The sequence below is a fragment of the Mesorhizobium sp. WSM2240 genome, from assembly GCF_040438645.1.
GTDB lineage: Bacteria > Pseudomonadota > Alphaproteobacteria > Rhizobiales > Rhizobiaceae > Allomesorhizobium.
Window position 1 is genome coordinate 112547 of sequence record NZ_CP159253.1, and the last position, 24573, is coordinate 137119.

The 24573-nt window shown below is 62.6% G+C and carries 22 protein-coding genes; 13 read left to right on the top strand and 9 right to left on the bottom strand.

Going from position 1 to position 24573, the window contains the following annotated elements:
• Positions 1–39 precede the first annotated feature (39 nt).
• Entirely contained in the window at positions 40–219 is a 180-nt protein-coding gene (locus ABVK50_RS00590; RefSeq protein WP_353643294.1) for a hypothetical protein, read from the bottom strand.
• A 307-nt stretch (positions 220–526) separates the two neighbouring features.
• Here ABVK50_RS00590 and ABVK50_RS00595 point away from each other — a divergent pair, with 307 nt between their 5' ends.
• The 4 genes from ABVK50_RS00595 to ABVK50_RS00610 all read left to right on the top strand — a co-directional run bounded on the left by ABVK50_RS00595 (position 527) and on the right by ABVK50_RS00610 (position 3604).
• A complete protein-coding gene (locus tag ABVK50_RS00595; RefSeq protein WP_353643293.1) occupies positions 527–838 on the top strand; it encodes a hypothetical protein in 312 nt (103 codons plus the stop codon).
• A gap of 153 nt (positions 839–991) precedes the next feature.
• Positions 992–1258, top strand: a complete 267-nt coding sequence (locus tag ABVK50_RS00600) for a biotin/lipoyl-binding protein (protein WP_353643292.1) — start codon at positions 992–994, stop codon at positions 1256–1258.
• Positions 1200–2126 (top strand): HlyD family secretion protein, encoded by a 927-nt coding sequence (locus ABVK50_RS00605; protein WP_353643290.1) that lies wholly within the window; start codon positions 1200–1202, stop codon positions 2124–2126. The genes ABVK50_RS00600 and ABVK50_RS00605 overlap by 59 nt, the downstream gene beginning before the upstream one ends.
• Positions 2123–3604, top strand: a complete 1482-nt coding sequence (locus ABVK50_RS00610; RefSeq protein WP_353643289.1) for a DHA2 family efflux MFS transporter permease subunit — start codon at positions 2123–2125, stop codon at positions 3602–3604. The genes ABVK50_RS00605 and ABVK50_RS00610 overlap by 4 nt, the downstream gene beginning before the upstream one ends.
• Before the next feature lie 388 nt (positions 3605–3992).
• Here ABVK50_RS00610 and ABVK50_RS00615 read toward each other — a convergent pair whose 3' ends face one another.
• From ABVK50_RS00615 to ABVK50_RS00630, 4 genes are all read right to left on the bottom strand, one after another.
• A complete protein-coding gene (locus tag ABVK50_RS00615) occupies positions 3993–5075 on the bottom strand; it encodes a response regulator (protein ID WP_353643288.1) in 1083 nt (360 codons plus the stop codon).
• A complete protein-coding gene (locus ABVK50_RS00620; RefSeq protein ID WP_353643287.1) occupies positions 5075–5509 on the bottom strand; it encodes a response regulator in 435 nt (144 codons plus the stop codon). The genes ABVK50_RS00615 and ABVK50_RS00620 overlap by 1 nt, the downstream gene beginning before the upstream one ends.
• A complete protein-coding gene (locus ABVK50_RS00625) occupies positions 5506–6984 on the bottom strand; it encodes an ATP-binding protein (protein WP_353646057.1) in 1479 nt (492 codons plus the stop codon). The genes ABVK50_RS00620 and ABVK50_RS00625 overlap by 4 nt, the downstream gene beginning before the upstream one ends.
• A 160-nt stretch (positions 6985–7144) precedes the next feature.
• Positions 7145–7525 carry a hypothetical protein gene (locus ABVK50_RS00630; RefSeq protein WP_353646076.1) on the bottom strand — a complete coding sequence of 127 codons (381 nt, stop codon included), beginning with the start codon at positions 7523–7525 and terminating at the stop codon, positions 7145–7147.
• Between the two features lie 301 nt (positions 7526–7826).
• Here ABVK50_RS00630 and ABVK50_RS00635 point away from each other — a divergent pair, with 301 nt between their 5' ends.
• The 3 genes from ABVK50_RS00635 (at position 7827) to ABVK50_RS00645 (ending at position 10802) form a co-directional block, all read left to right on the top strand.
• The gene (locus ABVK50_RS00635; RefSeq protein WP_353643286.1) at positions 7827–9221 is read left to right on the top strand and encodes a sigma-54 dependent transcriptional regulator; all 1395 of its coding nucleotides are present in this window, start codon (positions 7827–7829) and stop codon (positions 9219–9221) included.
• A 202-nt stretch (positions 9222–9423) separates the two neighbouring features.
• Entirely contained in the window at positions 9424–9942 is a 519-nt protein-coding gene (locus ABVK50_RS00640) for a hypothetical protein (RefSeq protein WP_353643285.1), read from the top strand.
• 107 nt (positions 9943–10049) lie between these two features.
• Positions 10050–10802, top strand: a complete 753-nt coding sequence (locus ABVK50_RS00645) for a carbonic anhydrase (RefSeq protein WP_353643284.1) — start codon at positions 10050–10052, stop codon at positions 10800–10802.
• 352 nt (positions 10803–11154) lie between these two features.
• Here the strand turns inward: ABVK50_RS00645 and panC are convergent, their stop codons facing one another.
• From panC to ABVK50_RS00665, 4 genes are all read right to left on the bottom strand, one after another.
• Entirely contained in the window at positions 11155–12018 is an 864-nt protein-coding gene (gene panC, locus ABVK50_RS00650; protein ID WP_353643283.1) for a pantoate--beta-alanine ligase, read from the bottom strand.
• Positions 12015–12860, bottom strand: coding sequence for a 3-methyl-2-oxobutanoate hydroxymethyltransferase (gene panB, locus ABVK50_RS00655; RefSeq protein WP_353643282.1), 846 nt, complete (start codon positions 12858–12860; stop codon positions 12015–12017). The genes panC and panB overlap by 4 nt, the downstream gene beginning before the upstream one ends.
• A 254-nt stretch (positions 12861–13114) precedes the next feature.
• On the bottom strand, positions 13115–15904 hold the full coding sequence (fdhF, locus tag ABVK50_RS00660) for a formate dehydrogenase subunit alpha (protein WP_353643281.1): 2790 nt from the start codon (positions 15902–15904) through the stop codon (positions 13115–13117).
• A 1-nt stretch (position 15905) separates the two neighbouring features.
• Entirely contained in the window at positions 15906–17579 is a 1674-nt protein-coding gene (locus ABVK50_RS00665) for an NADH-ubiquinone oxidoreductase-F iron-sulfur binding region domain-containing protein (protein ID WP_353643280.1), read from the bottom strand.
• A gap of 324 nt (positions 17580–17903) precedes the next feature.
• On the opposite strand from ABVK50_RS00665, the gene ABVK50_RS00670 reads away from it, so the two are divergent.
• The 6 genes from ABVK50_RS00670 to ABVK50_RS00695 are packed head-to-tail and all read left to right on the top strand — an operon-like array spanning position 17904 to position 24498.
• Positions 17904–19094, top strand: coding sequence for an aminotransferase class V-fold PLP-dependent enzyme (locus ABVK50_RS00670; protein WP_353643279.1), 1191 nt, complete (start codon positions 17904–17906; stop codon positions 19092–19094).
• A 10-nt stretch (positions 19095–19104) separates the two neighbouring features.
• Positions 19105–20070 carry a CoA ester lyase gene (locus tag ABVK50_RS00675; protein ID WP_353643278.1) on the top strand — a complete coding sequence of 322 codons (966 nt, stop codon included), beginning with the start codon at positions 19105–19107 and terminating at the stop codon, positions 20068–20070.
• 13 nt (positions 20071–20083) lie between these two features.
• Positions 20084–21268: a malate--CoA ligase subunit beta gene (locus ABVK50_RS00680; RefSeq protein WP_353643277.1), complete on the top strand. Its 1185-nt coding sequence runs from the start codon at positions 20084–20086 to the stop codon at positions 21266–21268.
• 10 nt (positions 21269–21278) lie between these two features.
• Entirely contained in the window at positions 21279–22178 is a 900-nt protein-coding gene (gene sucD / locus ABVK50_RS00685) for a succinate--CoA ligase subunit alpha (protein ID WP_353643276.1), read from the top strand.
• A gap of 50 nt (positions 22179–22228) precedes the next feature.
• Positions 22229–23197: a D-glycerate dehydrogenase gene (locus tag ABVK50_RS00690; RefSeq protein WP_353643275.1), complete on the top strand. Its 969-nt coding sequence runs from the start codon at positions 22229–22231 to the stop codon at positions 23195–23197.
• On the top strand, positions 23197–24498 hold the full coding sequence (locus tag ABVK50_RS00695) for a DUF4147 domain-containing protein (RefSeq protein ID WP_353643274.1): 1302 nt from the start codon (positions 23197–23199) through the stop codon (positions 24496–24498). The genes ABVK50_RS00690 and ABVK50_RS00695 overlap by 1 nt, the downstream gene beginning before the upstream one ends.
• The last annotated feature ends 75 nt before the right edge of the window (positions 24499–24573 follow it).

Below are 24573 nucleotides of genomic sequence, written 5' to 3' on the forward strand. Positions count from 1 at the left end.
GCGGCTCGTCTCGCGCCTCCTCGTGCCGCCATGAAGCATTCAATTGTTGCCGCTGCTGCCCACCAGCCGTTTGGTGGTTTTCACCATGAGTGGTTCATCTCCTCCCTGCATTTCGTCAGCAAAAGTTATAATTTGCAGCAAAATCAATGAGTTACCAGATGGCCCGCGGTTTGCCTCCATGCCTATAGGAGCCGGTTTGATCCCATCTGTTTGTCTCATACGGATGGTCCAATCAACAAGGCGAGTTCAGTGGACATGCGACGAGAGGAGGTCCGATTCATGCGTACCAGATACGATGGGAAGAAGTCAGAGTTCCAAACCGACGGCAAAACTTCAGCTGATACATGGGGCGCGTATGGCTCCCCCGAGGTGGTCGGAGTGCTGCCAGACGAGAAGGACACGTCTCGGCCTATTCATCTCCTCCGATTCTCGGACCGAGTTTGAAGCCGCGGCTGTGGGCGTTCCGATATACGTCGCGAGCATTGGCGGATTTGCTGCGATCATGGCCTCAGGCGGATCGCTTGCCTTGGCGTTCGCCTCGCTTCTGCTCGCCGGCGCCGCCGGCGCAGGCATTGGTGGATTGCTTGCCCACACGATCGCCCGGCACCACAGGGAGTCAATCGCAGCCCAACTCGCCAAAGGCGGACTGCTGCTGTGGGTGCAGACGAGAAATCTCGCTCAGGAAAACACGGCAATCCAGGTGCTCAATGGACATCACGGCCGCCATGTTCACGTAAATCACGTCGAGCGCGCGTGGGAGGTAGAGGAAGTCCCGTTTTATGACGCGCAACCAGATCCTTTCCTCGAAGGCAGATCTCCCGCAAGCCGATCCCGCTAGCGCTTGCATGGCAAGCTGAACTTTTCGGGACGGAGATCAGGGTTTCAGTTGCTTCCAAATGCGTCGAAAGGAAAATCGGTGGTAACCGACGAGAACGTAGAGAAACGTCAGGAGCCCCAGGTCCCGGACCTCGGACCAGCGCGGCGCCAATTGATGTATCGCGTTATGGCCGGCGCGGTGATCGCCTGCCTGCTCGCTGCTGGGGCCGGATACTGGTTCTTGACGCGAAACCAGGAGACAACCGACGACGCCTTCATCGAAGCAAATGTCGTTCAGATCGCTCCACGGATTGCCGGAACGGTCCGTACGATCCACATCGACGACAACCAGAAGGTCGCATCCGGCGATCTCCTGGTCGAGCTTGATCCAGGCGACTACGAATCCGCCTTGGCGCAGGCCCAAGGCGGCGCGCGCGGATAAGAAAGTCGCTCGCCGCCAACTCGAACTCACCCAGAAGACGACGGCAGCCCAACTCCGGCAGGCAAAGGCACAGGTTGCGCTCAGCGAAGCCGCGGTGAAGGAGGCGGAAGATAAGGCAGCCGCCGATCAGGCCCAGGTCGACTACGATCAGGCTGAAGTCTCACGCTACAACAAGCTTGCGGCCGCTACATTTGCCACTCAAGAGCAACTCGACCAGGCGACCGCAGCCCTCAAAAGCGCGGAAGCCGGCCTGAAAGCCGATCAGCAGGCCATCGTGGTCGCCCAAGCACAGCTCGCTGAGGCAAAGGCACAGCTCGAAGCCGCCGATACCGCTGCTGAGCAGATCGCCGAAAAACAGGGAGAGCTGGGGGCTGCCGTAGCCAAAGTAGCCTCCGCCGAGGCCGCCGTGCGAGCGGCAGAGATCAACTTGTCCTACACCGAGATACATGCCCCGGGTGAGGGCTTTGTCACCAACCGGTCCGTTCACCCTGGCAATGCCGTCGAACCGGGCCAGGCTCTGACGTCCCTCGTCGTGGACCGTCCCTGGGTGGTGGCGAACTTCAAGGAGACACAGCTTAGCCGGATGCGGCCAGGCCAACAGGTCGACATCAGCATCGATGCCTATCCGGGCACGGTGCTCCACGGGCATGTCGACAGCATCCAACGCGGCAGTGGCGCGGCGTTTTCACTTCTGCCGCCGGAAAATGCCACCGGCAACTACGTGAAGATCGTGCAGCGGGTGCCGGTGAAGATCATTATCGATGACCCTCTAGGTTCTGCGATGGTTCTCGGGCCGGGGCTTTCGGTTGAAGCGACGGTATATTTCGGGCCCGCTTCGCCCACCCGCGATGCGACGGTCCGTTCATGAGCATCACCGACGCCCCCGGCTCGCCGCCTGCGACCGTTCCCCAAGCCTCGTTTGTCCTTGCGCCTGTTGTTGCGCTTGCCGCCTTCATGGAAGTGCTCGATCTCTCGATCGCCAACGTCGCCCTGCAAAACATTGCCGGCGAACTTGGCGCCAGTTCCGACGAGGCGACCTGGATCCTGACCTCCTATCTTGCCACTAATGCGATCGTGCTGCCGATGAGCGGTTGGCTTGCGACCGTGCTCGGCCGCAAGCGCTATTACGTCGGCTGCATCATCGGCTTTGGCGCAAGCTCGTTCCTTTGCGGCGTTGCGCCGACGCTGGCGATCCTCATTCTGGCCCGAGCGCTGCAAGGTCTGATCGGCGGAGGGCTGCAGCCTGTTTCGCAAGCCATTCTTGCCGACAGCTTCTCGCCGGCACAGCGGGGTATGGCCTTTGCCTTTTACGGCATGGCCGTTGTGGTGGCGCCGGCCGTAGGGCCTACCCTCGGCGGCTGGATCACCGACAATGTCGATTGGCGTTGGGTGTTCTTGATCAACGTGCCGATCAGCGTTGGCTTGGCATTGCTCATCAGTCGCCTCGTTCAGGATCCGCCGCATCTGGTGGCGCAGCGGCTGCAACTGAAGGCCGGTGGTATCAGGATCGACTATATCGGCTTCGGACTGTTGGCGCTGGGCTTCAGTCTCCTGCAGGTCGTCCTCGACCGTGGTCAGCAGGATGATTGGTTTGCATCGCATTTCATCGTTGCCGCCGCTCTACTTTCCGCCGTTGCGCTGATTTCGTTCGTCGCATGGGAGCTCAAGACCAGCCAGCCGATCGTCGATCTGCGGCTGTTTGCCAACCGCAACTTCGCGCTAGCGAACCTGCTCATGTTCATGCTCGGCTTCGTGCTGCTCGGCAGCACGGCGCTCCTGCCGGAATTTACGCAGCAGCTGCTGGGCTATACGGCCATGGAGGCGGGCCTCGTGATCTCGCCCGGAGGCTTCGCGCTGATGCTTGTCATGCCGCTGGTGGGGCGGCTGAGTGGTAGGGTCGATGCGCGGCTGATGATTGCGTTCGGACTCGCTGTCGCGTCCTGGTCGCTCTATCACATGTCGGGTTTCTCGCTCGCCGTCGACTACTGGACGATCGCCCAGGCGCGGCTCGTTCAAGCGATAGGGCTTGGCTTTCTCTTCATCCCGATCACGACGCTGGCCTACGTCGACCTGCCGCCGGAGAAGAGCAACAATGCCTCGGCGCTCATCAATGTCTCGCGCAATATCGGGGGCAGCGTCGGCATTTCCTTCCTTACCACCATGCTGCAACGCCATCTGCAGGCGCACAACGTCACGCTTGTAGAGCACGTGACTTCAGGCAATCCCGCCTATCGGCAGGCAATCGCCGGGCTGCAGCAACAGTTTGTGGCGGCGGGATCGAGCAAGCTGCAGGCGTTGCATCAGGCGCAGGCCTTATCGCGCAAAACGTCGCCCAACAGGGGCTGACGCTTTCGTTCCTCTACAATTTCCTGCTGCTGGCGATGATCTTTGCAGGGCTCATACCCTTTGTGTTCCTGATGCGCTCGGGAACAGGCAATCAACTCCCGGTGCATTGATATCAGGCGATAGCGGTCCCGTCGCTTTGCGAGCTTGTGTCGGCACTATTACAATCGCAGGTCGGCGCCGCACTTAAGTGGCGCCGATCAGCGGTAGCTGTCGCCAGCGCCTGGTTGCGCGCTCATTCCACGGGGCAGGCGGGCGATCAGCGGATCGCAAGCGAGGTCAGAACAATGGAAGTTCGTGCGCTGCATGATCCTTGCTCCTGTTGGTGGGAGTGTTGTTCGGAGCTGGCGCTTCAGGCCGTTTGCGCCTGCGCCAGGTAGTCGTGACGACGCTACCGACGCCCAGCAGGCGCGGCCCCACTGTCTCCGGAGGGAAAATCCAGCATCATGCGGGTGCCGCTATGGGCGGTGTCACGCGTCAAAGATGCTTTGAGCTTTTCGGCCATGGCCTCAATAATGAGGCGGCCAATTCCCGTCGAACCGGGTGCCGGAGGCGCAGAGCCCACCCCGTCATCCTCTACGCAAAGCCGGATATCGCCGTTGGCATCCTTCCGGAGAAGTACACGGACGGGACCGCTCCCTCCGCAATAAGCGTACTTCATAGCGTTGATGACAAGCTCGGTCACGATGACACCGACCGCCACGGCGCGGTCTGGGTCGATCGCCACCGGATCGGCGGTGAGCGAAAGCCATCGACTGGCGGTATCGGTCGATGACGCCTCGATGTCGGTCACCAAGGCATGGAGATAATGATCCAGCGCCACCGAGCGTACATCGTCGGACGTGTAAAGCCGCCGGTGAATCTGCGCCACCGCCAGCACCCGGCCATGGGCGGAGGCAAGGGCGGCGGCTGTCTGCGCGTCGGCACCCGAAGAACGCTGCATGTGAAGGAGTGAACAGACGAGTTGCAGGCTGTTGCCGACGCGGTGGTTGACCTCGCGCAGCAGCATCGCCCTCTCGGCCGCGAGCGCTTCGAAGCGATCGCGGGCAGCGCGCACTTCGGCTTCCGCGGCTTCCTTTTCGCGCCGCAATTTCGCTTCCGCCAAGGCCCCCTCGATCGCCGCCTGAAGCAAAGGAAGGAAATCCGTGCCCACGTCCTTGATGACATAATCGGCCGCTCCGGCCTTCAGCGCGGCAATCGCGACGCGGCCTTCCTCGCTTCCGGTGACATAGACGACCGGCGGCGGGTTCGGCTCCGCCCGGACGGCCGCAAGCGTCTCAAGCCCGTCCTGGCCGGGCATATAGTGATCGAGCGCCACGACGTCGTAGCTGCGGGCCCGCAGGTGGGCCAATCCCTCCTCGCCGCTGCCTGCGGTGTCCACGCTATAGCCCTGCCGATCGAGCTGCTTGCGGACGAGACTGGCAAGCGCCAGGTCATCGTCGATGTAAAGAAGGCTTACCGAGTCGGGCGCCATCAAGCAGTCTCGGGTATCTGGATGACGGAGAAGAACAGGCCCAACTGCCGGATCGAATGGGCGAAACTCTCATAGTCCACCGGCTTGGTGATGTAGACGTTGCAGCCGAGGTCGTAGCAGCGCTGGATCTCATGCTGGTCGTCGGTGGTCGTCAGGATCACAACGGGAGCCCGCTTCAGATGTTCGTTCGCCTTCAGGCGTCTGAGGATTTCGACCCCCGACATATCAGGCAGGTTGAGATCAAGAAGAATGAGAAGCGCCTGGCCGAGATGTCTGGCCGACCCGTCGGAGCCGAAGAGATGGGCCATCGCGCTCGTGCCGTCCGGAAAGGATACGATCTCGTTGCGCACGCCGGCACGTCTGATATTTTTTTCTATGAGGCGCGCATGACCCTCGTCATCTTCGACCATGATGATTGTTACATGTTCGGTCATAGGCTTTTCTCCGGCAAAGCGGTTGCGGGCCGGCTGGGCAGGGTCACCACAAAGGTGCTGCCTTGGCCGGGTTCGGAACGGACGGTGATGGTCCCGCCGAGACGGTGTGCGAGAGTTCGCACATGCGTCAGTCCAATCCCTTCCCCGGGCCGGTCCTGTGGTCCAGAGCGGCGGAAGATTTCGAATATCCTGTCAAGATCCTTGGCCTCGATGCCGCGCCCGTTGTCCTGGACTTCGTAGACCAGTCCGGAAGCCGCCGTGTGGCCGCTGACGCGGATTTGTCCCGGCGTGTCGTCTCGCAGATACTTTAGCGCATTCTCCAACAGATTGCCGAAAATCTGTTCCACCGCCAGCCGGTCGCCGACGAACGGCGGCAGCGGCTCGACCTCAATCGATGCACGGCTCATCTGCGCCTGATAGCCGAGGCCCTCGGCGATGGATCGAACCAGGCCGGTCATGTCGATCCATTCCGGGCGGAGTTCCCGGCGTCCCTCGCGCGTGAGCTTCAGAATAGCCTTGATGAGCCGATCCATGCGCGAAATCGAGCTTTTTATAAAGCTCAGCGCCTCATCAAAATCTCGACCGAGGCTCTCATCGGAATCCGCCGCTTCCCCCTCGGCGCGCGGTCCCGGGCTCGCGCCGAACAAATCCTTCCTTATGATTTCGAGTTCGCTCGTAAAGCCCATGATGTTGACCAGCGGAGAGCGCAGATCGTGGCTCACGACATAGGCAAAATTCTGGATTTCCTCGTTCGCCCGGCGCAATTCCGTAGTTCGTCTGGCGACCGCTTCCTCGAGGGTGTCGTTGGCCTCCTCGAGGTCTCTTTGCGCCGCGATCAACCGCCCGGTCGAACGGCGGACCATGCTGATCGAGGTCGCCGCAAGAACGACGATGAGGAAGGCGCTGATCAGCGTTGCTATAAGGAGCAGTTGGGCGGTTCCGCGCGATGCGCCAAGCTCACCCTTTAGCGCTTGCTGCTGTTGTTGGATCAATTTCGAGATCAGCTCTCGGATTTCTTCGGCGCGCGATCCGGCCAAAGCGCTTGCCGGCGCTGGCGCCGCGCGACCGCTCCGCTCCCGTTCGGCGGCGGATTGCTCGAGCCTCGACAGTTCAGCGGCTACGGCCGCGTCGAGTTGCCCCACAAGTGCAGATCGATCACCCTGGCCGGAGCTTTCGGCCAATGCGAACTCAAGTTGGGTAAGGGCCGCATCCACATTTTGCGCATCCGCCCGGAAGGCTTGGCGGTAGCGCAAATCCCCGGTCAGCAAATAACTTCTCTGGTTGCTTTCGGCCTGCCAAACCAGGCTTTGAAGCCGTGCAAGCTTTTCCTTGGTTTCGAATGTCTGCACAGCCCGCTCGGAATCCCTATCGGCTTGCGTCACGAGCCATACCGAGGCCCCTGCGATAAACACGACAAGCGCGAAGCCCAGCGTCAGAAGAAGCGCCGGGTGCAACCGCGATGGGAATGGCGGCATCTGTTTCACGACCAAAAAGCCTGTCGATTCGCTGCAGCCGCGTCCTGAACGCCGCTGATCCCAGACGCAACGAAAACCGAGACTACCAAGTGCATGTGTGATGCTCCACGCCATACCTCTTTACGAGTATCATCGGCTCCGAGGTGCAACGATAGTTCGATCATGTCGCCCCCTGCAGGACAATAGTTCGGCCAATGAAGATGGTGCGGTTCCGCGGCAAAGGCACCGATCGCAGCCAGTTCGGCCGCGCCATAGACGCGAGGCGATGTTTGCACGATATCGGCCATCTCTCTGCTGCCGGACGTTGAGGTTTCCATGGGACGGCATCGGGCGGCGTCGGCGAGCGCCGGGAACTCGACCGCGAACCGTCGCGCTGCCGGCCGAATGCGATCCCCTTGGCTTCTGCTCCAAAGCCGGCCAGCAGCGCGACGACGAAGATCAGGATAAAGAAGTCGAAGGCATCCTGCATCCAGCCAAGGAAGCTGGCGATGACGGTATGGCGCTGCTCTGGCGTGAGCGAGCCCAGATCGAATAGCGACATGGCTGCTGTCCTCGTTTCCTGTGGATGGGAAGAGGACGAACGAAATGCTTCTCACCCGCTGGTCCTCCACGCGACTGCACAGGGAACAATCAAGAAGCGGGCCAGAGCCGCCGGCTCTAGGATAGGCCGTTGGAAACCACTGCCTTCGTGGCGATCTGTCCATTCAGGACTACTGACCGCTGCGGGCTATTGCCGCGCGGTGGGGCCAGATCCACCATTGTGGTGGACTTCAACCACCCCTGCGTGGATAAGGCTCGCAACCGGACCTGCGTCCGCCCAACAAACGGGAGTTACCGACTGAATGGGTGAGGAACTGCTGATCATCGAGGACGACACTATGTTCGGGATCGACCTCAAGCGGCATTTCGAGCGGGGAGGACGCACGATAAGGCTTGTTCGCAGCCTGCGCGAGGCCGAGCCCTTCGTCTATGGCACGGGCTATGAGGGGCTCGTCGTGCTTTCCGATCTGCACCTGCCGGATGGCAATGCGCTTGATCTTCTGGAGCGCGCACGCGAGGAGGGCGACAAGCGCGAATGGATTTTTCTTACCGGTCTTGGCGAGGCACCCGACGCCGAAAGGGCCAAGCAACTCGGGGCGCTGGACTTCCTTGCCAAGCCGATGGATCGCAACCGGCTCGATCGCATCGTGGATGCCGCCTATCGCGGCGCGCGGGCGCAGCGGCGGATCGCCGATGAAACCTCACAGCAACGCGGCCGATATGGCCCTGGCGCCTTCATAGGCCGCAGCGAGGCGGCCGCCCGGGTACGCGACACGCTTTCACGCCTTTGCCAAGTTCCGATGAGCGGCATCGTGATCATAGGAGAGACCGGCACGGGCAAGGGGCTCGCCGCGCGCATCCTGCACCATAGCGGTAGACGCGCAGGCGGGCCGCTCATCGAGGTGAACTGTGCCGCGCTGCCTCGCGAGCTTCTGGAATCCGAACTCTTCGGGCATGAGGCCGGCGCCTTCACGGGCGCCAAGGGCAGCCATCGCGGCCTGATGGAACAGGCGAGCGACGGTACGTTGTTCCTCGACGAGATCGGGGAATTGCACCTCGACCTGCAAGCCAAGCTTTTGAAGGCCCTGGAAGACAAGGCGATCCGCCGTCTCGGAGGGGAGCGGCTGATTCCCGTCGATATACAGATCATCGCCGCCACCAACCGCAATCTCAGTGCCCTGGTGGCCGAGAAGGCATTCCGGGAGGACCTCTATCATCGCCTCGGCGTATTCCAGCTCGAGCTGCCACCCTTGCGTGCCCGCAAAGAGGATCTGGACGAATTGGTCGAGAAACTCATCCGCGAGTTCAACGCCGTCTCTGGCAAGCGCGTGCGGCGCGTCCCTGAAACCGCACGCAGGCTGCTTACAGCCTATCATTGGCCCGGCAATGTCCGCGAACTGCGCAACGCCATGGAGCGATCGGTGTTGCTTTCGACAGGCGAAGATTTGCCGACCGAATGGCTGCAGATCAGGCCAGAAGATCCCATTGCATCGGTGGAGTCCGGCGATTCCGTCCGGCTTCCTCTCGACGGCTCCATGACTTTCGACGCCATGGAAAAGCTGATCCTCCAGGCGGCGCTCGAGCGCGACGGCGACAATGTGATGGCGGCTGCCAGGCGACTCGGCATGACGCGTGAGACACTGCGCTACCGCATGGCGCGTCACGGTCTGCAGGGAAAAAAGGGCGAGCGACGGTAGCCCAAACAGACGAAAACGGCTGAGTTCGCCACCACTATAGGTGCATATCGCCCATCCCGGCGCTGGGATGAAACCGGCAAAGGACGATTTTTCTTCTTTTTCAAAGTGTTAGCTGGCTGGCCCGTGCCTTGCTCGGGTTTCGGGTGAGCAGTTCGTGGCGGGTGGCCGCGCGAACTGACGAAGCAGAGAAGGAGAACAAGCCATGCCAAACGACAATGCCGTCATCGCCGTCTTCAACAGCCATGACAGGGCGGAAGAGATCGTCAAGGACCTTCAGCGGTCTGGCTTCGATATGAAGAAGCTCTCGATCGTCGGCAAGGGATATCACAGCGAGGAGCAACCCGTCGGCTTTTACACGACTGGCGAGCGCGTGAAGTTCTGGGGTGGCACGGGCGCTCTTTGGGGCGGTCTGTGGGGCCTGCTCATAAGTGCGGCTTTCTTTTGGGTGCCGGGGATCGGCCCGCTGGCGGTCGGCGGCCCGCTTGTGGCTGCTCTGGTCGGTGCTCTCGAGGGCGCGGTAGCGGTCGGCGGCCTCTCGGCCCTGGGCGCCGCGCTCTACAGCCTCGGTGTGCCGAAGGAAAGCATTATCCAATATGAGATGGCCGTTAAGGCCGACAAATTCCTCGTCATCGCGCACGGAGACGCCGCGGAAGTCGAACGTGCCCGCAGCATCATGGAGCGGCTCAACGCTACTTCCTCCGAAATCCTGAAGGCCGCTTAAGCAGCCCTTTCCAGGCCAAGCCTCCATGTTCTCCATGCGAGGCTTGGCTGGTCCAAACCAACATCCCAACAACAAAAACTCCAGTCGCATCAAGGAGCGAATGCAATATGCATCGACGTCATCTTTTCAAAAGTTTCATTACATTGGGCGCATGCGCGATCTGCGCTCAGGCAGCGCGTGCGGCAGGCCCCCACTGGGAATATGAGGGACCTAATGGTCCGGAATCCTGGGCCAAGCTGGAAGAGAGCAACTTCGTTTGTTCAGCGGGCACGCAGCAGTCGCCGATCGACATCGCCCGCGCTGTGCGGGCCGACATTCCGCGCATTGCCATCGGCTGGCAGAAGGGCGGCGGCAGGATGGTGAATAATGGACACACGATCCAGGTGAACATGCCGGAAGGCAGTACGCTTAGGCGCGGCGACCGCGTCTACGAATTCCTCCAGTTCCACTTCCATGCGCCGAGCGAGCACCATGTGGAGGGCAGGTTGTTTCCGATGGAGGCGCATTTCGTACACAAGGACACCAAAAGCGATGCGCTTGGTGTGCTCGGCGTGTTCCTCACGCCTGGTGCAGCCAATGCAAGCTTTGCCGAGCTCGCCGCCGCATTTCCGTCAAAAGCCGGTGAGGAAATCACGGTCGAGGATGCCGATCCCACCGGGCTCCTGCCCACGGCGCTCGGCTACTGGACCTATGAAGGTTCACTGACCACGCCGCCCTGTACCGAAAATGTCGACTGGATGTTGGCCATGCAGCCGGTCGAGGTCGCTGCGGCGGACATCAAGCGATTCACGTCGCTTTATCCGATGAGCGCTCGCCCAATCCGCTCCCCCAATCGTCGCTTCATCCTGGGTCTGACCTGACAACTGCGTTGCGCAGCGACACAGCCGAAGATGAGATGCACCTGACAATCCGAATAGCGGTCTGCGTTCCGGCCATGGTTCCCTCGGCATTCAGTTGATCGAAAGACGACTTCGCTGTGTGGCGAGGCGGCAGTCAGGATTTCCACGGGCGCCGCCGCTTCGCCGGCGACGCCAATCATCGCTGTAGTTTGCAGACGGCTTGCAAATCTTTTTCCCCCAGCATCGAGGCGGCGACGGGAATGTTACATCGGCGGTGGGGGCGCCCGACCCTCAAGGTTAAGGTGCGATCGGAAACCAGTGGCGCCCGCCCGACGAGCAAATGATTGTGTCGGCGCTCGCCCGTCGCGAACTCCTATTGCGCGCTTTGCCGGGATAAGACCTTCACATTGTCGATCAACCGCGTCTCGCCAAGCCAAGCCGCGACGAGCAGGCGCGCCGGCCGATCAAAATCTTGCAATGGCTTCAAATCCTCTTCGGTTCGCAGTTCCAGATATTCCACAGCTCTATAGCCGGCGGCCAGGATCGCAGCGCGTGCTTGCGAAAGCGTTTGCTCCGTCGGCGCTCCACGAGCGATCTGCTCGGCGGCCTCGAAAAGGAACGAGGCAAGCCTCGGCGCGGCCTGCCGCTCGGCCGGCGAGAGCCGGAAATTGCGGGAAGAGAGGGCAAGTCCGTCCGACTCGCGCACCGTCGGGCAGCCCACGATCGTGATCGGAATGTCGAGGTCCCGGGCCATTTGGCGGACCACCTGAAGCTGCTGGAAATCCTTCTCGCCGAAAAAGGCGATATCGGCGCCCGTTTGAAGGAACAGCTTGGCGACGACGGTCGCCACGCCGTCGAAATGGCCGGGTCGGAACGCGCCGCACAAGCCCTCGCTGACGCCGCTGACGGAAACCGTGGTTGCGAAGCCGTCCGGGTACATCTCGGCTGCATCCGGCGCGTAGAGCACATGCGCGCCAATGGAGCCGAGCTTCGCCGCATCCTCGGTCTCGGTGCGCGGATAGCCGGCGAGGTCTGCCGCGTTGTTGAACTGCTTCGGATTGACGAACAGCGTCACGATCACCCGGTCGGCCTTCTCGAGCGCGGCGCGAACGAGGCTGAGATGTCCCTCGTGCAAGGCGCCCATGGTGGGCACGACCGCGACGCGCGCGCCTTCACGACGCCAGCCGGCCACAATGGTGCGAAGTTCCGCCACGGTCCTGACAATCGGTACGCTCATGCCGTTTCGTCTCCTTTCACGCCATTGGGGGTGTCGCCGAATACGTGCTCGGTATCCGGAAAGCGTCGTTCCCGCACCTCGCGTGCGTATGCCGCAATGGCTGCTTCGGCGTCACGGCCGAGCTCTGCGTAACGCTTGACAAATTTTGGCCGGAAGGACGCGAACATCCCCAGCATGTCGTCCACCACCAGGATCTGGCCGTCGCAAGCGGATGAAGCGCCGATGCCGATGGTGGGAATGGCGATATCGCCGGTGATTCTGCGAGCCAGCGCCTCCGGCACCTTCTCGAGCACGACCGCGAATGCGCCGGCTTCTGCAACCGCTGCCGCATCGTGCATGATGCGCACGGCGTCGCCGCCGCGCCCCTGCACACGATAGCCGCCGAAGGTATTGACCGCCTGCGGGGTCAGGCCGATATGCGCCATGACGGGAATGCCGCGCGCGGCGAGAAAGCGGATGGTGCCTGCCATGCTCTCGCCGCCTTCGAGTTTGACCGCGGCGCAGCCCGTCTCCGTCATCAGCCGGGCGGCGTTGCGGAACGCCTGCTCCGGACCTTCCTCATAAGAACCGAATGGCATGTCCACGACCATCAGCGCCCGCTCGATGCCGCGACGAACCGCCTGCCCATGCAGGATCATCATGTCGAGGGTGACGCCGAGCGTGGAGGTAAGGCCGTGGAGCACCATGCCGACGCTGTCGCCGACGAGAACGATATCGCAATGGGCGTCGACGAGCCGGGCCATTGGCGTGGTATAGGCTGTCAGGCAAACCAGCGGGATCTTGCTTTTGCGTGAAACGACATCGGGCGGGGCGATGGCTTTCTTTTCGCCGGTCGCGCTCATGGCGCCTCCTTCCCTTCGACACCTTTTCCGCGGTGGCGTTTGGCACAATTTTGTGCAGATGCGAAGGCCAGCGCGGCGAAAACATTGCGCGCATCATCCATCACAGAACGATGCCGGGCGCGCAGGGCCGGTTCACGCTCCCCGAACTGCCTCATCCGCTTGAGGAATGGTGCGCCGCACTTGCCAGCACGAAGCTTCCGCCCCGCTCGGGACGGCGATCTCTGGGACGCTTGGGACCCCCGCTTCCTCCGATACTATTCCGCGGCTTCTTGCCTTGCCGCGGGGGCGATTCTTGCGGCGCAGTATTTGAACTCCGGGATTTTGCCGTAGGGGTCGAGCATGGGATTGGTGAGCTTGTTGGCCGGGCTTTCGTTGAAGCAGAACGGCATGAACACCATGCCGTCGGCGACTTCGCGGTCGGCGCGGAGGATGGCTTCGACCGTCCCGCGCCGCGTCTCCACCGCAATCATGTCGCCCTGGCGCAGGCCGCGCCGCCGGATCTCGTATGGGTTCATCGCTGCGATGCCGTGCGGCTCGATGGCGTCGAGAACGCCGGCCCGGCGGGTCATGGCGCCGGTGTGCCAATGCTCGAGCAGGCGGCCGGTGGTGAGCACCAGCGGGAACTCGTCATCGGGCACCTCGTCGGGCGGCAGCAGATCGGCCGGAACGATGCGGCCGCGGCCGTCCGCGGTCGGGAAGCCGGTCGTGAAGATGATCTCGTTGCCGGGCTTGTCGGGGCCGTCGGCCGGATAGATGACGGAGCCCTCGCGCTCGATGCGGTCCCAGGAGATGTGCCGGAGCGACGGCATGACCTTGGCCATTTCCGCATAGACCTCGGAGACTTGGCGATAATCCCAGTCGAGGCCGAGACGCCTGGCGAGTTCGACGATCAGTTCCCAGTCCTGGCGCGCCTCGCCCGGCATGTCGAGCGCCGGGCGGCCGATCTGCACCTGCCGGTTGGTGTTGGTGAAGGTGCCGAGCTTTTCGGCATGGGCCGACGCCGGCAGCACGACATTGGCATACCAGGCCGTCTCGGTCAGAAAAATGTCCTGCACGACCAGGTGGTCGAGCATCGCCAGCGCCTGCCGGGCGTGGGTCTGGTCCGGATCGGACATGGCCGGGTTCTCGCCCATAATGTACATGCCCTTGATCTCGCCATTGTGGATGGCGTCGATGATCTCGACGACGGTCAGGCCGCGCTTGGGATCGAGCGTCTGGCCCCAGAAGTTTTCGTACTGGCCGCGGATATCGATGTTCTCCACCGACTTGTAGTCGGGAAAATACATCGGGATGAGGCCGGCGTCGGACGCGCCCTGCACATTGTTCTGGCCGCGCAGCGGATGCAGGCCTGTGCCGGGCCGGCCGACATGGCCGGTGATCAGCGCCAGCGCGATCAGGCAGCGCGAATTGTCCGTGCCGTGGGTGTGCTGGGAAATGCCCATGCCCCAGAAGATGATCGAGCGCTCGGCCTTGGCGTAGGTGCGGGCGACATCGCGCAGCACCGAAGCCTCGATGCCGCAGATTTCGGCCATGGCTTCGGGCGAAAAGTCCTTCACCTTGGCCTTCAGCGCTTCGAAGCCGGAGACATTGGCCTGGATGTACTGCTCGTCGTAGAGCTTCTCCTCGATGATGACGTGGATCATCGCGTTCAGCAGGGCGACGTCGGTGCCCGGCTTGAAGCGCAGCGAATGCGAAGCGTGGCGCATCAGGTCCTGGCCGCGCGGGTCGATGATGATCAGCTTGGCGCCGCGCTTGGCGGCCTGCTTGAAATAGGTCGCCGCGACCGGATGATTGGTGGTCGGACGCGCGCCGATGACGATGATGCATTCGGCCTTCAGCGCATCGTTGAACGGCGCCGAGACCGCGCCCGAGCCGACGCCCTCCATCAGCGCAGCCACCGAGGAGGCGTGGCAGAGGCGCGTGCAATGGTCGACATTGTTGGTGCCAAAGCCCTGGCGCACCAGCTTCTGGAACAGATAAGCCTCTTCGTTGGAGCCCTTGGCCGAACCGAAGCCGGCCAGAGCCTGGCCGCCGCGTGTGTCGAGGATGCGCTTCAGTCCGCCCGCGGCGCGCTCCAGCGCCTCTTCCCAGGTCGCTTCGCGGAACACGGTCAGTGGATCGACGCCGCGCAGCTCCAGATCGCCCGCTTTCGGCGCGTCGTCGCGCCGGATCAGCGGCTTGGTCAGCCGCTCCGGCGACATGGCGTAGTCGAAGCCGAACCGGCCCTTGACGCACAGCCGGTTCTCGTTGGCATAGCCGTTGCGGCCGTCGACCTGGACTATTTTGTTGTCCTTGACGGCGACGCTGGTCTGGCAGCCGACGCCGCAGAACGGGCAGAGCGTGTCGACGACCTTGTCGAACTCCTGGATGACCCGGGTCTTGCCGGCCTTGTCCATCAGCGATTTTTCGTAGAGCGCGCCGGTCGGGCAGGCCTGCACGCACTCGCCGCAGGTCACGCAGGTCGACAGGCCCATCGGATCGTGCATGTCGAAGACCGGAACCGAGTGATTGCCGCGCTCGGCCATGCCGATCACGTCGTTGACCTGGACCTCGCGGCAGGCCCGGACACAGGCGCCGCAGGTGATGCAGGCATCGAGATTGACGGCGATGGCCGGGTTGGAGATGTCGAACTCCGGCGGCACGTCATCCTCTGAAAATTTCGAACCATAACGGTCGCCCGAGATCCCCATCGAACCGGCCCACTGCCAGAACATCGACTGCTGGTCGGGACCGTCGCTCGCCGGCCGCATGTTGCTGGCCAGAAGCTCGAACACCATCTCGCGCGATTTTGCCGCCCGTTCGGTGTCGGTCTTGACCACCATGCCGGCGGACGGCTTGCGGATGCAGGAGGCGGCGAGCACCCGCTCGCCCTCGATGTCGACCATGCAGGCGCGGCAATTGCCGTCGGGCCGGTAGCCGGGCATGTCGACATGGCAAAGATGCGGGATCCGGGTGCCTTCGCGCTTGGCAACGTCCCAGATGGTCTCGTCGTCGGCGGCTGTGACCGATTTACCGTCGAGGGTGAATACGATGCTGTTTGCCATTTCAAAGATCATCCCGGAAATGCGTCAAAAGGTGATTGACCGGATTGGGCGCCGCCTGGCCGAGACCGCAGATGGAGGAATCGCGCATCACCGTTTCAAGGTCGCGCATCGCGCTCTCGCCCGGCACGCCCTCTTCCTTCAAGAGCCTCACCATCTTTTCGGTTCCCTCGCGGCACGGCGTGCATTTTCCGCAACTCTCATGCTTGAAGAACTTCATCAGATTCAAGGTCACGTCCTTGATGTTGTCGGCCTGCGACAGCACGACCACCGCATGCGAGCCGACAAAGGCGCCCTGCTTGGCGAGTTCGCCGCCGAAATCGAGTTCAATGTCGCCCATCGAGGCCGGAAGGATGCCGCCGGAGGCGCCGCCCGGCAGATAGGCCTTGAACTCATGACCGTCCGCCATGCCGCCGCAATAGTCCTCGATCAGTTCGCGCACGGTGACGCCGGCCGGGGCAAGCTTGACGCCGGGCTGCTTCACCCGCCCCGAAACTGACCAGGAGCGAATTCCCTGATGGCCCGGCTTGCCCTGCGCGGCGAACCATTCGGGCCCCTTCTCGACGATGTCGCGGATCCACCACAGCGTCTCGACATTGTGGTTGAGCGTCGGGCGTCCGAAGAGGCCGACTTCGGCGATGTAGGGCGGCCGGTGGCGGGGCATGCCGCGCTTGCCCTCGATCGATTCCAGCATCGCGCTTTCCTCGCCGCAAATATAGGCGCCGGCGCCGCGCCTGAGTTCGATGAAGCCGGGCTGGACGATGCCGGCCCTCTCGAGCGCCGCGATCTCGGCGCGCAGGATGGCGAGCACGGCCGGATATTCGTCGCGCATGTAGTAGTAGATGCGCTCGGCCTCGACCGCATGGGCCGCGATCAGCGCGCCCTCGAAGGTGCGATGCGGGTCTTTTTCGAGATAGATGCGGTCCTTGAACGTGCCGGGCTCGCCCTCGTCGCCATTGATCGACATCAGCCGCGGCCCCGGATAGGCGCGGACAAAACCCCATTTCTTGCCGGCCGGAAAACCGGCGCCGCCGAGCCCGCGCAGGCCGGCATCCTGCATGATCTCGATGAGCGCTTCCACGCTGAGCGCGCCGTCACGCACTTTTTGCAAAAGCCGGTAGCCGCCGGCGGCGCGATAGGCTTCAAGGCCGACATAATCGGGCGCGGCCGCCCTGGTGTCGCCGTCGCGAGCCATGTTCAACAGCCCTTGGCTGGTGGCGTGGTCGACCTCACGGTCGCCGATCCTTGCGGCCGGGGCCGTGGCGCAGCGGCCCATGCACGGCGCGCGCACGACGCGAATGGCTTGCGGGTCGGCCGCGGCGGCAAGTTCGCCGAGCAGGTCTTCGGCGCCGGCCAGCATGCAGCTTATCGAATCGCAGACCCGGATGGTCAGCGCCGCCGGCTTCGCCTCGCCTTCCTTCACGACGTCGAAATGGTCGTAGAACGTCGCCACCTCGTAAACCTCGGCCTGCGCCAGCCGCATCTCCTCGGCCAGCGCGCGCAGATGCGCGGCCGACAGGCAGCCGTAGCGGTCCTGGATCAGATGCAGGAACTCGATCAGCAGATCGCGGCGCCGCTCGCGACCCCCCAGAAGCTCCCGGACCTCGGCCAGCGCAACATCATCCAGCGCCCGCCCCTTCGGTCCACGATCCCGTGGCCGCCGTGCCTGCATCGTCATGCTCTCTCCTCCGGGCGAATTTCCTGCCGTAAACCCGTAGATGTTGAATATAAGGCAAAAGATATTCCTGATGCTACACAAATTTCATTCAGGTGCGGAACCGTGCGAGCGCCGGGATTTGCTATTGCGGTGGCAGGCCCTGGGTAGGTTGCGACCTATCCGATAGGTCGCCGTCGCATCTGAAAGAGTGGGCTCAAGCCAGTGCCACAGGGTCCGCTAATCTATCTGGACAGGTGTTGTGAGCGGTCAGGGCAAAACCGATCATCCGTCCCGAAAGCTATAGACAGGGCGCTAATGCCCGCGACGATCTTCGGGAGACATTATATGGCCGGCTTCACCCAGCTTTTCGTTCCGGGACCGACGAATGTTCCGGAGGTCGTCCGGCAGGCAATGAACATGCCGATGGAAGACATGCGCGCGCCGGATTATCCGAGCTTCACGCGCGGCCTCTTCACCGACCTGATGAAAGTGTTCCGCAACGAGACTGGCCGCGCCTTCATCTTTCCCTCCTCGGGCACGGGCGCCTGGGAATCGGCGATCGCCAACACGTTAAATCCTGGCGACCGTGTGCTGATGTCGCGCTTCGGCCAGTTCTCGCACCTGTGGGTCGACATGGCCGAGCGATTCGGCCTCGATGTCGACGTGGTCGATGTGGAATGGGGTACGGGCGTTCCGGTCGAAATCTACGCCGAGCGTCTTGCCAAGGACAAGGAACACCGCATCAAGGCGGTCTTTGTCACCCATAATGAAACCGCGACCGGCGTGACGAGCGATGTCGGCGCAGTGCGCGCGGCCCTCAATGCCGCCAAGCATCCGGCTCTGCTGTTCGTCGATGGCGTATCCTCAGTCGGATCGATCGATTTCCGCCAGGAAGAATGGGGTGTCGATCTCGCCGTCTCCGGCTCGCAGAAGGGCTTCATGCTGCCGCCCGGTCTCGGCTTCCTGTCGGTCAGCCAGAAGGCGCTGGCCGCGGCAAGGGCGGCCAAGCACCACCGCTGCTACTTCTCCTTCGAGGATCAGATCCGCGCCAACGAGACCGGCTATTTCCCCTACACGCCGGCGGTGCAGTTGCTGCGCGGCCTGCGCGCCGCCCTCGACCTGATCGCCGAGGAAGGCCTGGAGAATATCTTCGAGCGGCACAACCGTCTTGCCACGGGCGTGCGCAAGGCGGTTGACGCATGGGGCCTGCGTGTCTGCGCCAAGGAACCGAAGTGGCACTCCGACACCGTCAGCGCAATCCTGGTTCCCGAGGGCATCGACAGCGCCGACGTCGTCCGACGCGCTTATTACGGCTACCAAACTTCGCTGGGCGTCGGCCTCAACAAGGTTGCCGGTAAGGTCTTCCGCATCGGTCATCTCGGCTGGGTCAACGAAGTGATGATGTGTGGGGCGATTTCGGCGGCGGAAATGTCGCTGCGCGATTGCGGCGTGAAGGTCCAGCCAGGCTCCGGGGTGGGCGCCGCACTCGAACACTATCGCCTGTCGGCCCAGGCGGCTGTCGCCAAAGCGGCCTGAGGAGGAACGCATGAGCCATACGCTTCACCACCTGCGCAAACTTCGCCTGCAGCGCAGCGAGCTCGCCGTGCCGGGCTCCAACCCGGAGATGATCCGAAAGGCCGCCGACGGAGATGCCGACTACATCTTCCTCGACATCGAGGATGCTGTCGCACCCCCGGACAAGGAACGAGCGCGCCAGAACATCATTCGGGCGCTCAACGAGATCGACTGGCGTGCCAAGGGCAAGACCATTTCGGTCCGCATCAACGGCCTTGATACCCATTACATGTACCGCGATGTCGTCGATGTGATGGAACAGGCAGGCGACCGCCTCGACACCATCCTCGTGCCAAAGGTGGGCGTTCCGGCGGATCTCTACATGGTCGACGCCATGGTCACGCAGATCGAGACAGCTAAAGGGTTCAATACCCGCGTTGGCCTCGAAGCCCTGATCGAAACGGCGCTTGGAATGGCCAATGTCGAAGCCATCGCCGCTTATGGCGGGCGGCTCGAGGCTATGCATTTCGGTGTGGCCGACTATGCCGCAAGCTGCAAGGCGCGCACTGTCAGCATCGGCGGTCTCAACCCCGATTATCCGGGAGATCAGTGGCACGCTGCGCTGTCGCGGATGACGGTAGCCTGCCGCGCCTATGGGCTGCGCCCAATCGACGGCCCGTTCGGCGACTTCTCCGACCCGGAGGGCTACATCGCCGCCGCCAGGCGTGCAGCGGCCTTGGGCATCGAAGGCAAGTGGGCGATCCACCCCTCGCAGATCGAGCTGGCGAACGCCGTTTTCTCACCGCCGGAAAAGGAAGTCACCCGAGCCCGTCGAATTATCGAAGTGCTCAAGGAGGCTGAAGAGCACGGTAAGGGCGCCGCCGCCCTCGACGGCAAGATGATCGACGCCGCATCCGAACGCATGGCGCGCAATGTGCTGGTCATGCACGAGGCGATCGAGCAATCGACGCGGTCGCGCACGAGCCTGCCAAACTGAGGAGGAGTTCGATATGGATATTCATGAATACCAGGCCAAAGAGCTGCTCTCGCGCTACTCGGTGCAAATTCCTCGCGGCGGCCTTGCGTATAGCCCCGAGCAGGCGACTTACCGCGCCAGCGAGATTGGTGGCGGCAAGTGGGTGGTCAAAGCGCAGATCCATTCCGGCGCACGCGGCAAAGCTGGTGGCATCCGTATCTGCACTACGGACAACGAAGTGTCCGAAGCGGCCGAAGCCATGCTCGGCCGCAAGCTGGTCACTAACCAGACCGGGCCAAAAGGCAAGCTTGTCTCGCGCCTTTACATCGAAGAGACCATCGACATCCGCCAGGAAATCTATCTCGGTATCGTGCTCGACCGTAAGTCGGAGCGCGTGATGATCGTAGCATCGGCATCGGGCGGGATGGAGATCGAGGAGATCGCAGAAAAGCAGCCCGATTCAATCATCCGCGCCATTGTCGATCCAGGTGCCGGAATGCAGCAGTTTCAGGCTCGCGAGATCGCCTTCGGCCTCGGGCTCGAAAACAGCCTGATTGGCAGGGCGGTGGACGCGCTGCTCGGCTGCTATCGGGTTTTCCGCGATTTTGACGCTTCGATGCTGGAGATCAATCCCCTGGTGGTGACGCGCGACGGTAACCTGATCGCGCTCGATGCCAAGATGTCGTTCGACGAGAACGCACTGTTCCGCCGAGCCGAGATCTCGGAGCTGCGCGACAAGTCTCAGGAAGATCCGCGCGAAACCTTCGCCAGCGACCGCGGCCTGTCGTATGTCGGTCTCGACGGCAATATTGGCTGCATCATCAACGGCGCTGGCCTCGCCATGGCGACGATGGACATGATCAAGATCGCTGGCGGCGAGCCGGCGAATTTCCTGGACATCGGCGGGGGCGCTTCACCCGAGCGCGTAGCAAAAGCCTTCCGTGCCGTGCTGGCCGACAAGAACATCGCGACAATCCTGGTCAACATCTTTGCCGGCATCAACCGCTGCGACTGGGTTGCCGAGGGCGTCGTCAAGGCGATCCGCGAGGTTGGCGTCGACGTGCCGCTCGTGGTGCGGCTTGCCGGAACCAATGTCGAGGAAGGTCGGCGCATCCTGGCCGAGTCGGGCGAAAAGGTGATCGTAGCCGATACGCTCGCCGAGGCGGCCGACAAGGCAGTCGAGGCGATGCGGGCTTTCTCCAAGTCGAAAAAGAACTAGGGAGGTCGAAATGGCAGTTCTCTTGAACCGTCGGACGCGGGTTGTCGTCCAGGGTCTGACCGGCAAGATCGGCAGCTTCCATGCCGACGACATGAAGCGCTACGGCACCAACGTGGTCGGCGGCGTCACGCCCGGCAAGGGCGGGCTCGTCCACCAGGGCGTTCCGGTGTTCAACACCGTCAAGGGTGCAGTGCGCGAGACCGGAGCCGAAGCCTCGATTGTGTTCGTGCCGCCACCCTTTGCGGCCGACTCGATCATGGAAGCAGCCGAGGCCGGCCTGAAGCTCTGCGTATGCATTACCGACGGCATTCCCTCCCAGGATATGATGCGGGTGAAGCGCTACATGCGTCGTTTCCGCTATGAGGATCGCATGCGGCTGATCGGCCCGAACTGCGCCGGCGTCATCACGCCCGGTCAGGCGCTGATGGGCATCATGCCCGGTAACATCTATCTGCCGGGCCGTGTCGGCATCGTCGGCCGCTCGGGTACTCTGGGCTACGAGGCTGCCTCGCAGATGAAGGCGCTCGGCATCGGCGTTTCGACCAGCGTCGGCATCGGCGGCGACCCGATCAACGGCTCCTCTTTCAAGGACATCCTCAAGCTGTTCGAGGAAGATCCGGATACCGACGCCGTGGTGATGATCGGCGAGATCGGCGGTTCGCAAGAAGCCGAAGCCGCGGAGTGGGCCAGGCACCACATGCGCAAGCCGCTGATTGCCTACATCGCCGGCCTTTCGGCACCAAAGGGAAAGCGCATGGGTCATGCTGGCGCCATCATCTCGGCATTCGGCGAGTCCGCACAGGAGAAGGTCGAGATCCTCCGTGACGCCGGCGTGACAATCGTACCGACGCCGGCAGCATTCGGTCCGACCGTCGCGGGGGTGCTGGAGCGGCAAAAACAGGCCGCTTGACCGGCCTTTCGTCGGCTGGCGTCGAACTGCCCTTTGACCAGGAAACAAAAATGAAACCACGCGTTATCGTCACGCGGCGCTGGCCTGCGGCAGTCGAACACATCCTGGCGGAGCGGTTCGATACAACCTTCAATCACGGCGACGCGCCGCTGAGCCCGATCCAGCTCAAGGCAGCGTTCCTGAATTTCGACGCGATCTTGCCGACGGTCAGCGACAAGCTGCCGGCGTCGACCTTTCCGGACTGCGATATCCGTACCAAGCTGATCGCCAATTTCGGAGTCGGCTTCAGCCATATCGACATCGGCGCTGCGCAAGAACGTGACATCGCGGTGACCAACACGCCGGGCGTGTTGACCGACTGCACCGCCGATATCGCCATGAACCTGCTGCTTTCGGTCGCCCGGCGGGCGGGCGAGGGAGAGCGTCAGCTGCGCGCCGGCGATTGGGCCGGCTGGTGCCCGACCCACATGATCGGCACAAAGGTATCGGGGAAGACGCTCGGCATCATCGGCATGGGTCGCATCGGCAAGGCGACTGCGAAGCGGGCCCATTTCGGCTTCGATATGGACGTGCTCTTCTACAACCGTTCCAAGGTCGACGACGAGGAAATCCGCGCCATGGGCGCACGCCAGCTGTCCACAATCGAGGACGTGCTGGCCGAGGCCGATTTCGTCTCGCTGCATTGCCCGGGCGGCGGCGAGAACCGGCACCTGATCAACGCGTCCCGCCTGGCAGCAATGAAACGTGGGGCATTCCTGATCAATACCGCTCGCGGCGACGTGGTCGACCAAAGTGCTTTGATCGAGGCGCTCGAAAGTGGAAGGATCGCCGGCGCGGGCCTCGATGTATTCGATGGCGAGCCCGACATTCCCGAGGCGTTGAAGTGCATGGAGAATGTGGTGCTTTTGCCGCATCTCGGCAGCGCCACCGAAGAGACCCGCGTTGCCATGGGCATGAGGGCGGTCGAGAACCTTGTCGCATTCTTCGAGGGGAACCCCGTACCGGACCGGGTGGTGTGATGGCCTTTGGCTGGTCGGCTTCGGCTTTGATCAAGCTTCGCGCGCAGGCCATTGAACTGTTTCGTGATGGCGTCGCCGCATCCGATCCCGAGTGGGCAGTTGCATCAGCCCTAAAAGTGCGGACGGAGATCATAGCTACGGCTCGGCGCGTCATCCTGGTCGCCTTCGGCAAGGCCGCGTGCCCAATGGCGCGGGCAGCCCTGCCATTCGTCGGCAATAAGCTGCACATGGCCTGTGCGGTTACAAATCGCGAGAACCTGGTCGAGATCGATGGTGTCGAGGTCATCGTCGGCGGCCATCCACTGCCCGACGAGGGAAGCCTCCGAGGCGCTGATGCAATTGAAAGCGCGGCGCGCTCGTTAAGGCCCGGCGACCTGCTGCTTGTTCTGATCAGCGGCGGCGGTTCGGCACTTGTCTGCGCGCCGGCGCCTGGGATTGCGCTCGCCGACAAGATCGCACTTAATGAAGCACTGATCCGCAGTGGCGCCGACATCACCGAGATCAACGCTATCAGGCAGAGGTTCTCAAGGCTGAAGGGCGGGCGTCTCGCCCAACTCGCTTCTGGCGTAAAAATCCTGTCGCTGGTTCTCTCGGACGTACCCGGCGACGATGTCGCCACTATCGCCAGCGGCCCGACCATAAAACCTTTGGCTACTGCGGCGGACGCGACAGCCATTCTCAAACGCCATGACCTGTTTGAGACGTTGCCTCCGACCCTGCGCGCATATCTCGATGGCTCAGCCCGGATGAATCTCGAAGCTGAGAGCTTCGACCATGTCGAAAATGTTGTCATCGGTAGCAACGCGATTAGCCTGCAACGGGTGATGAGCAGTGCCGGATCGCATTATCCGGTGGTCGTGAAGGCCGACGACTGGTTGAGCGGCGACGTGTCTGAGGCAGCCGCAACGCTCCACCGCCTGGCCGTGTTCGCCGCGAGACAGGAGGGCCCGATCGCCATCGTCGCCGGAGGAGAACCGACAGTCAAAGTATGTGGAAACGGCAGGGGCGGGCGTAACCAGGAACTTGCGCTTCGATTCGCATTGCTCGACGAGCGCACCTCGATCGGGCGTCCGTGGGTTTTCCTTAGCGGTGGCACTGATGGTCGGGACGGCCCGACAGATGCGGCGGGCGGCCTTGTCGATGCCGGCTCAACAAAATGGATGCGCACGCTGGGCGGTAGTCCAGAAGCGCGTCTGGACAACAATGACGCCTATCACGCGCTGGCGTCGTCCGGTGACCTGTTGATCACGGGCCCTACAGGCACCAATGTCGCCGACCTGCAGATATTCCTGATGCGATAGCCGCTCTCCGCTTATCGCCCGATCTCGCGAAAATCCGCCAATTGTCTATCGCGCCGAAAATGTTTACTGTCGGTG

Bases quoted from the DNA above. Each gene is read 5' to 3' on its own strand.
- ABVK50_RS00590 (WP_353643294.1), bottom strand. From the start codon at position 219: ATGAGACAAACAGATGGGATCAAACCGGCTCCTATAGGCATGGAGGCA.
- ABVK50_RS00600 (WP_353643292.1), top strand. From the start codon at position 992: ATGTATCGCGTTATGGCCGGCGCGGTGATCGCCTGCCTGCTCGCTGCT.
- ABVK50_RS00610 (WP_353643289.1), top strand. From the start codon at position 2,123: ATGAGCATCACCGACGCCCCCGGCTCGCCGCCTGCGACCGTTCCCCAA.
- ABVK50_RS00615 (WP_353643288.1), bottom strand. From the start codon at position 5,075: ATGGCGCCCGACTCGGTAAGCCTTCTTTACATCGACGATGACCTGGCG.
- ABVK50_RS00620 (WP_353643287.1), bottom strand. From the start codon at position 5,509: ATGACCGAACATGTAACAATCATCATGGTCGAAGATGACGAGGGTCAT.
- ABVK50_RS00625 (WP_353646057.1), bottom strand. From the start codon at position 6,984: ATGCCGCCATTCCCATCGCGGTTGCACCCGGCGCTTCTTCTGACGCTG.
- ABVK50_RS00630 (WP_353646076.1), bottom strand. From the start codon at position 7,525: ATGTCGCTATTCGATCTGGGCTCGCTCACGCCAGAGCAGCGCCATACC.
- ABVK50_RS00635 (WP_353643286.1), top strand. From the start codon at position 7,827: ATGGGTGAGGAACTGCTGATCATCGAGGACGACACTATGTTCGGGATC.
- ABVK50_RS00640 (WP_353643285.1), top strand. From the start codon at position 9,424: ATGCCAAACGACAATGCCGTCATCGCCGTCTTCAACAGCCATGACAGG.
- ABVK50_RS00645 (WP_353643284.1), top strand. From the start codon at position 10,050: ATGCATCGACGTCATCTTTTCAAAAGTTTCATTACATTGGGCGCATGC.
- panC (WP_353643283.1), bottom strand. From the start codon at position 12,018: ATGAGCGTACCGATTGTCAGGACCGTGGCGGAACTTCGCACCATTGTG.
- panB (WP_353643282.1), bottom strand. From the start codon at position 12,860: ATGAGCGCGACCGGCGAAAAGAAAGCCATCGCCCCGCCCGATGTCGTT.
- fdhF (WP_353643281.1), bottom strand. From the start codon at position 15,904: ATGGCAAACAGCATCGTATTCACCCTCGACGGTAAATCGGTCACAGCC.
- ABVK50_RS00665 (WP_353643280.1), bottom strand. From the start codon at position 17,579: ATGACGATGCAGGCACGGCGGCCACGGGATCGTGGACCGAAGGGGCGG.
- ABVK50_RS00670 (WP_353643279.1), top strand. From the start codon at position 17,904: ATGGCCGGCTTCACCCAGCTTTTCGTTCCGGGACCGACGAATGTTCCG.
- ABVK50_RS00675 (WP_353643278.1), top strand. From the start codon at position 19,105: ATGAGCCATACGCTTCACCACCTGCGCAAACTTCGCCTGCAGCGCAGC.
- ABVK50_RS00680 (WP_353643277.1), top strand. From the start codon at position 20,084: ATGGATATTCATGAATACCAGGCCAAAGAGCTGCTCTCGCGCTACTCG.
- sucD (WP_353643276.1), top strand. From the start codon at position 21,279: ATGGCAGTTCTCTTGAACCGTCGGACGCGGGTTGTCGTCCAGGGTCTG.
- ABVK50_RS00690 (WP_353643275.1), top strand. From the start codon at position 22,229: ATGAAACCACGCGTTATCGTCACGCGGCGCTGGCCTGCGGCAGTCGAA.
- ABVK50_RS00695 (WP_353643274.1), top strand. From the start codon at position 23,197: ATGGCCTTTGGCTGGTCGGCTTCGGCTTTGATCAAGCTTCGCGCGCAG.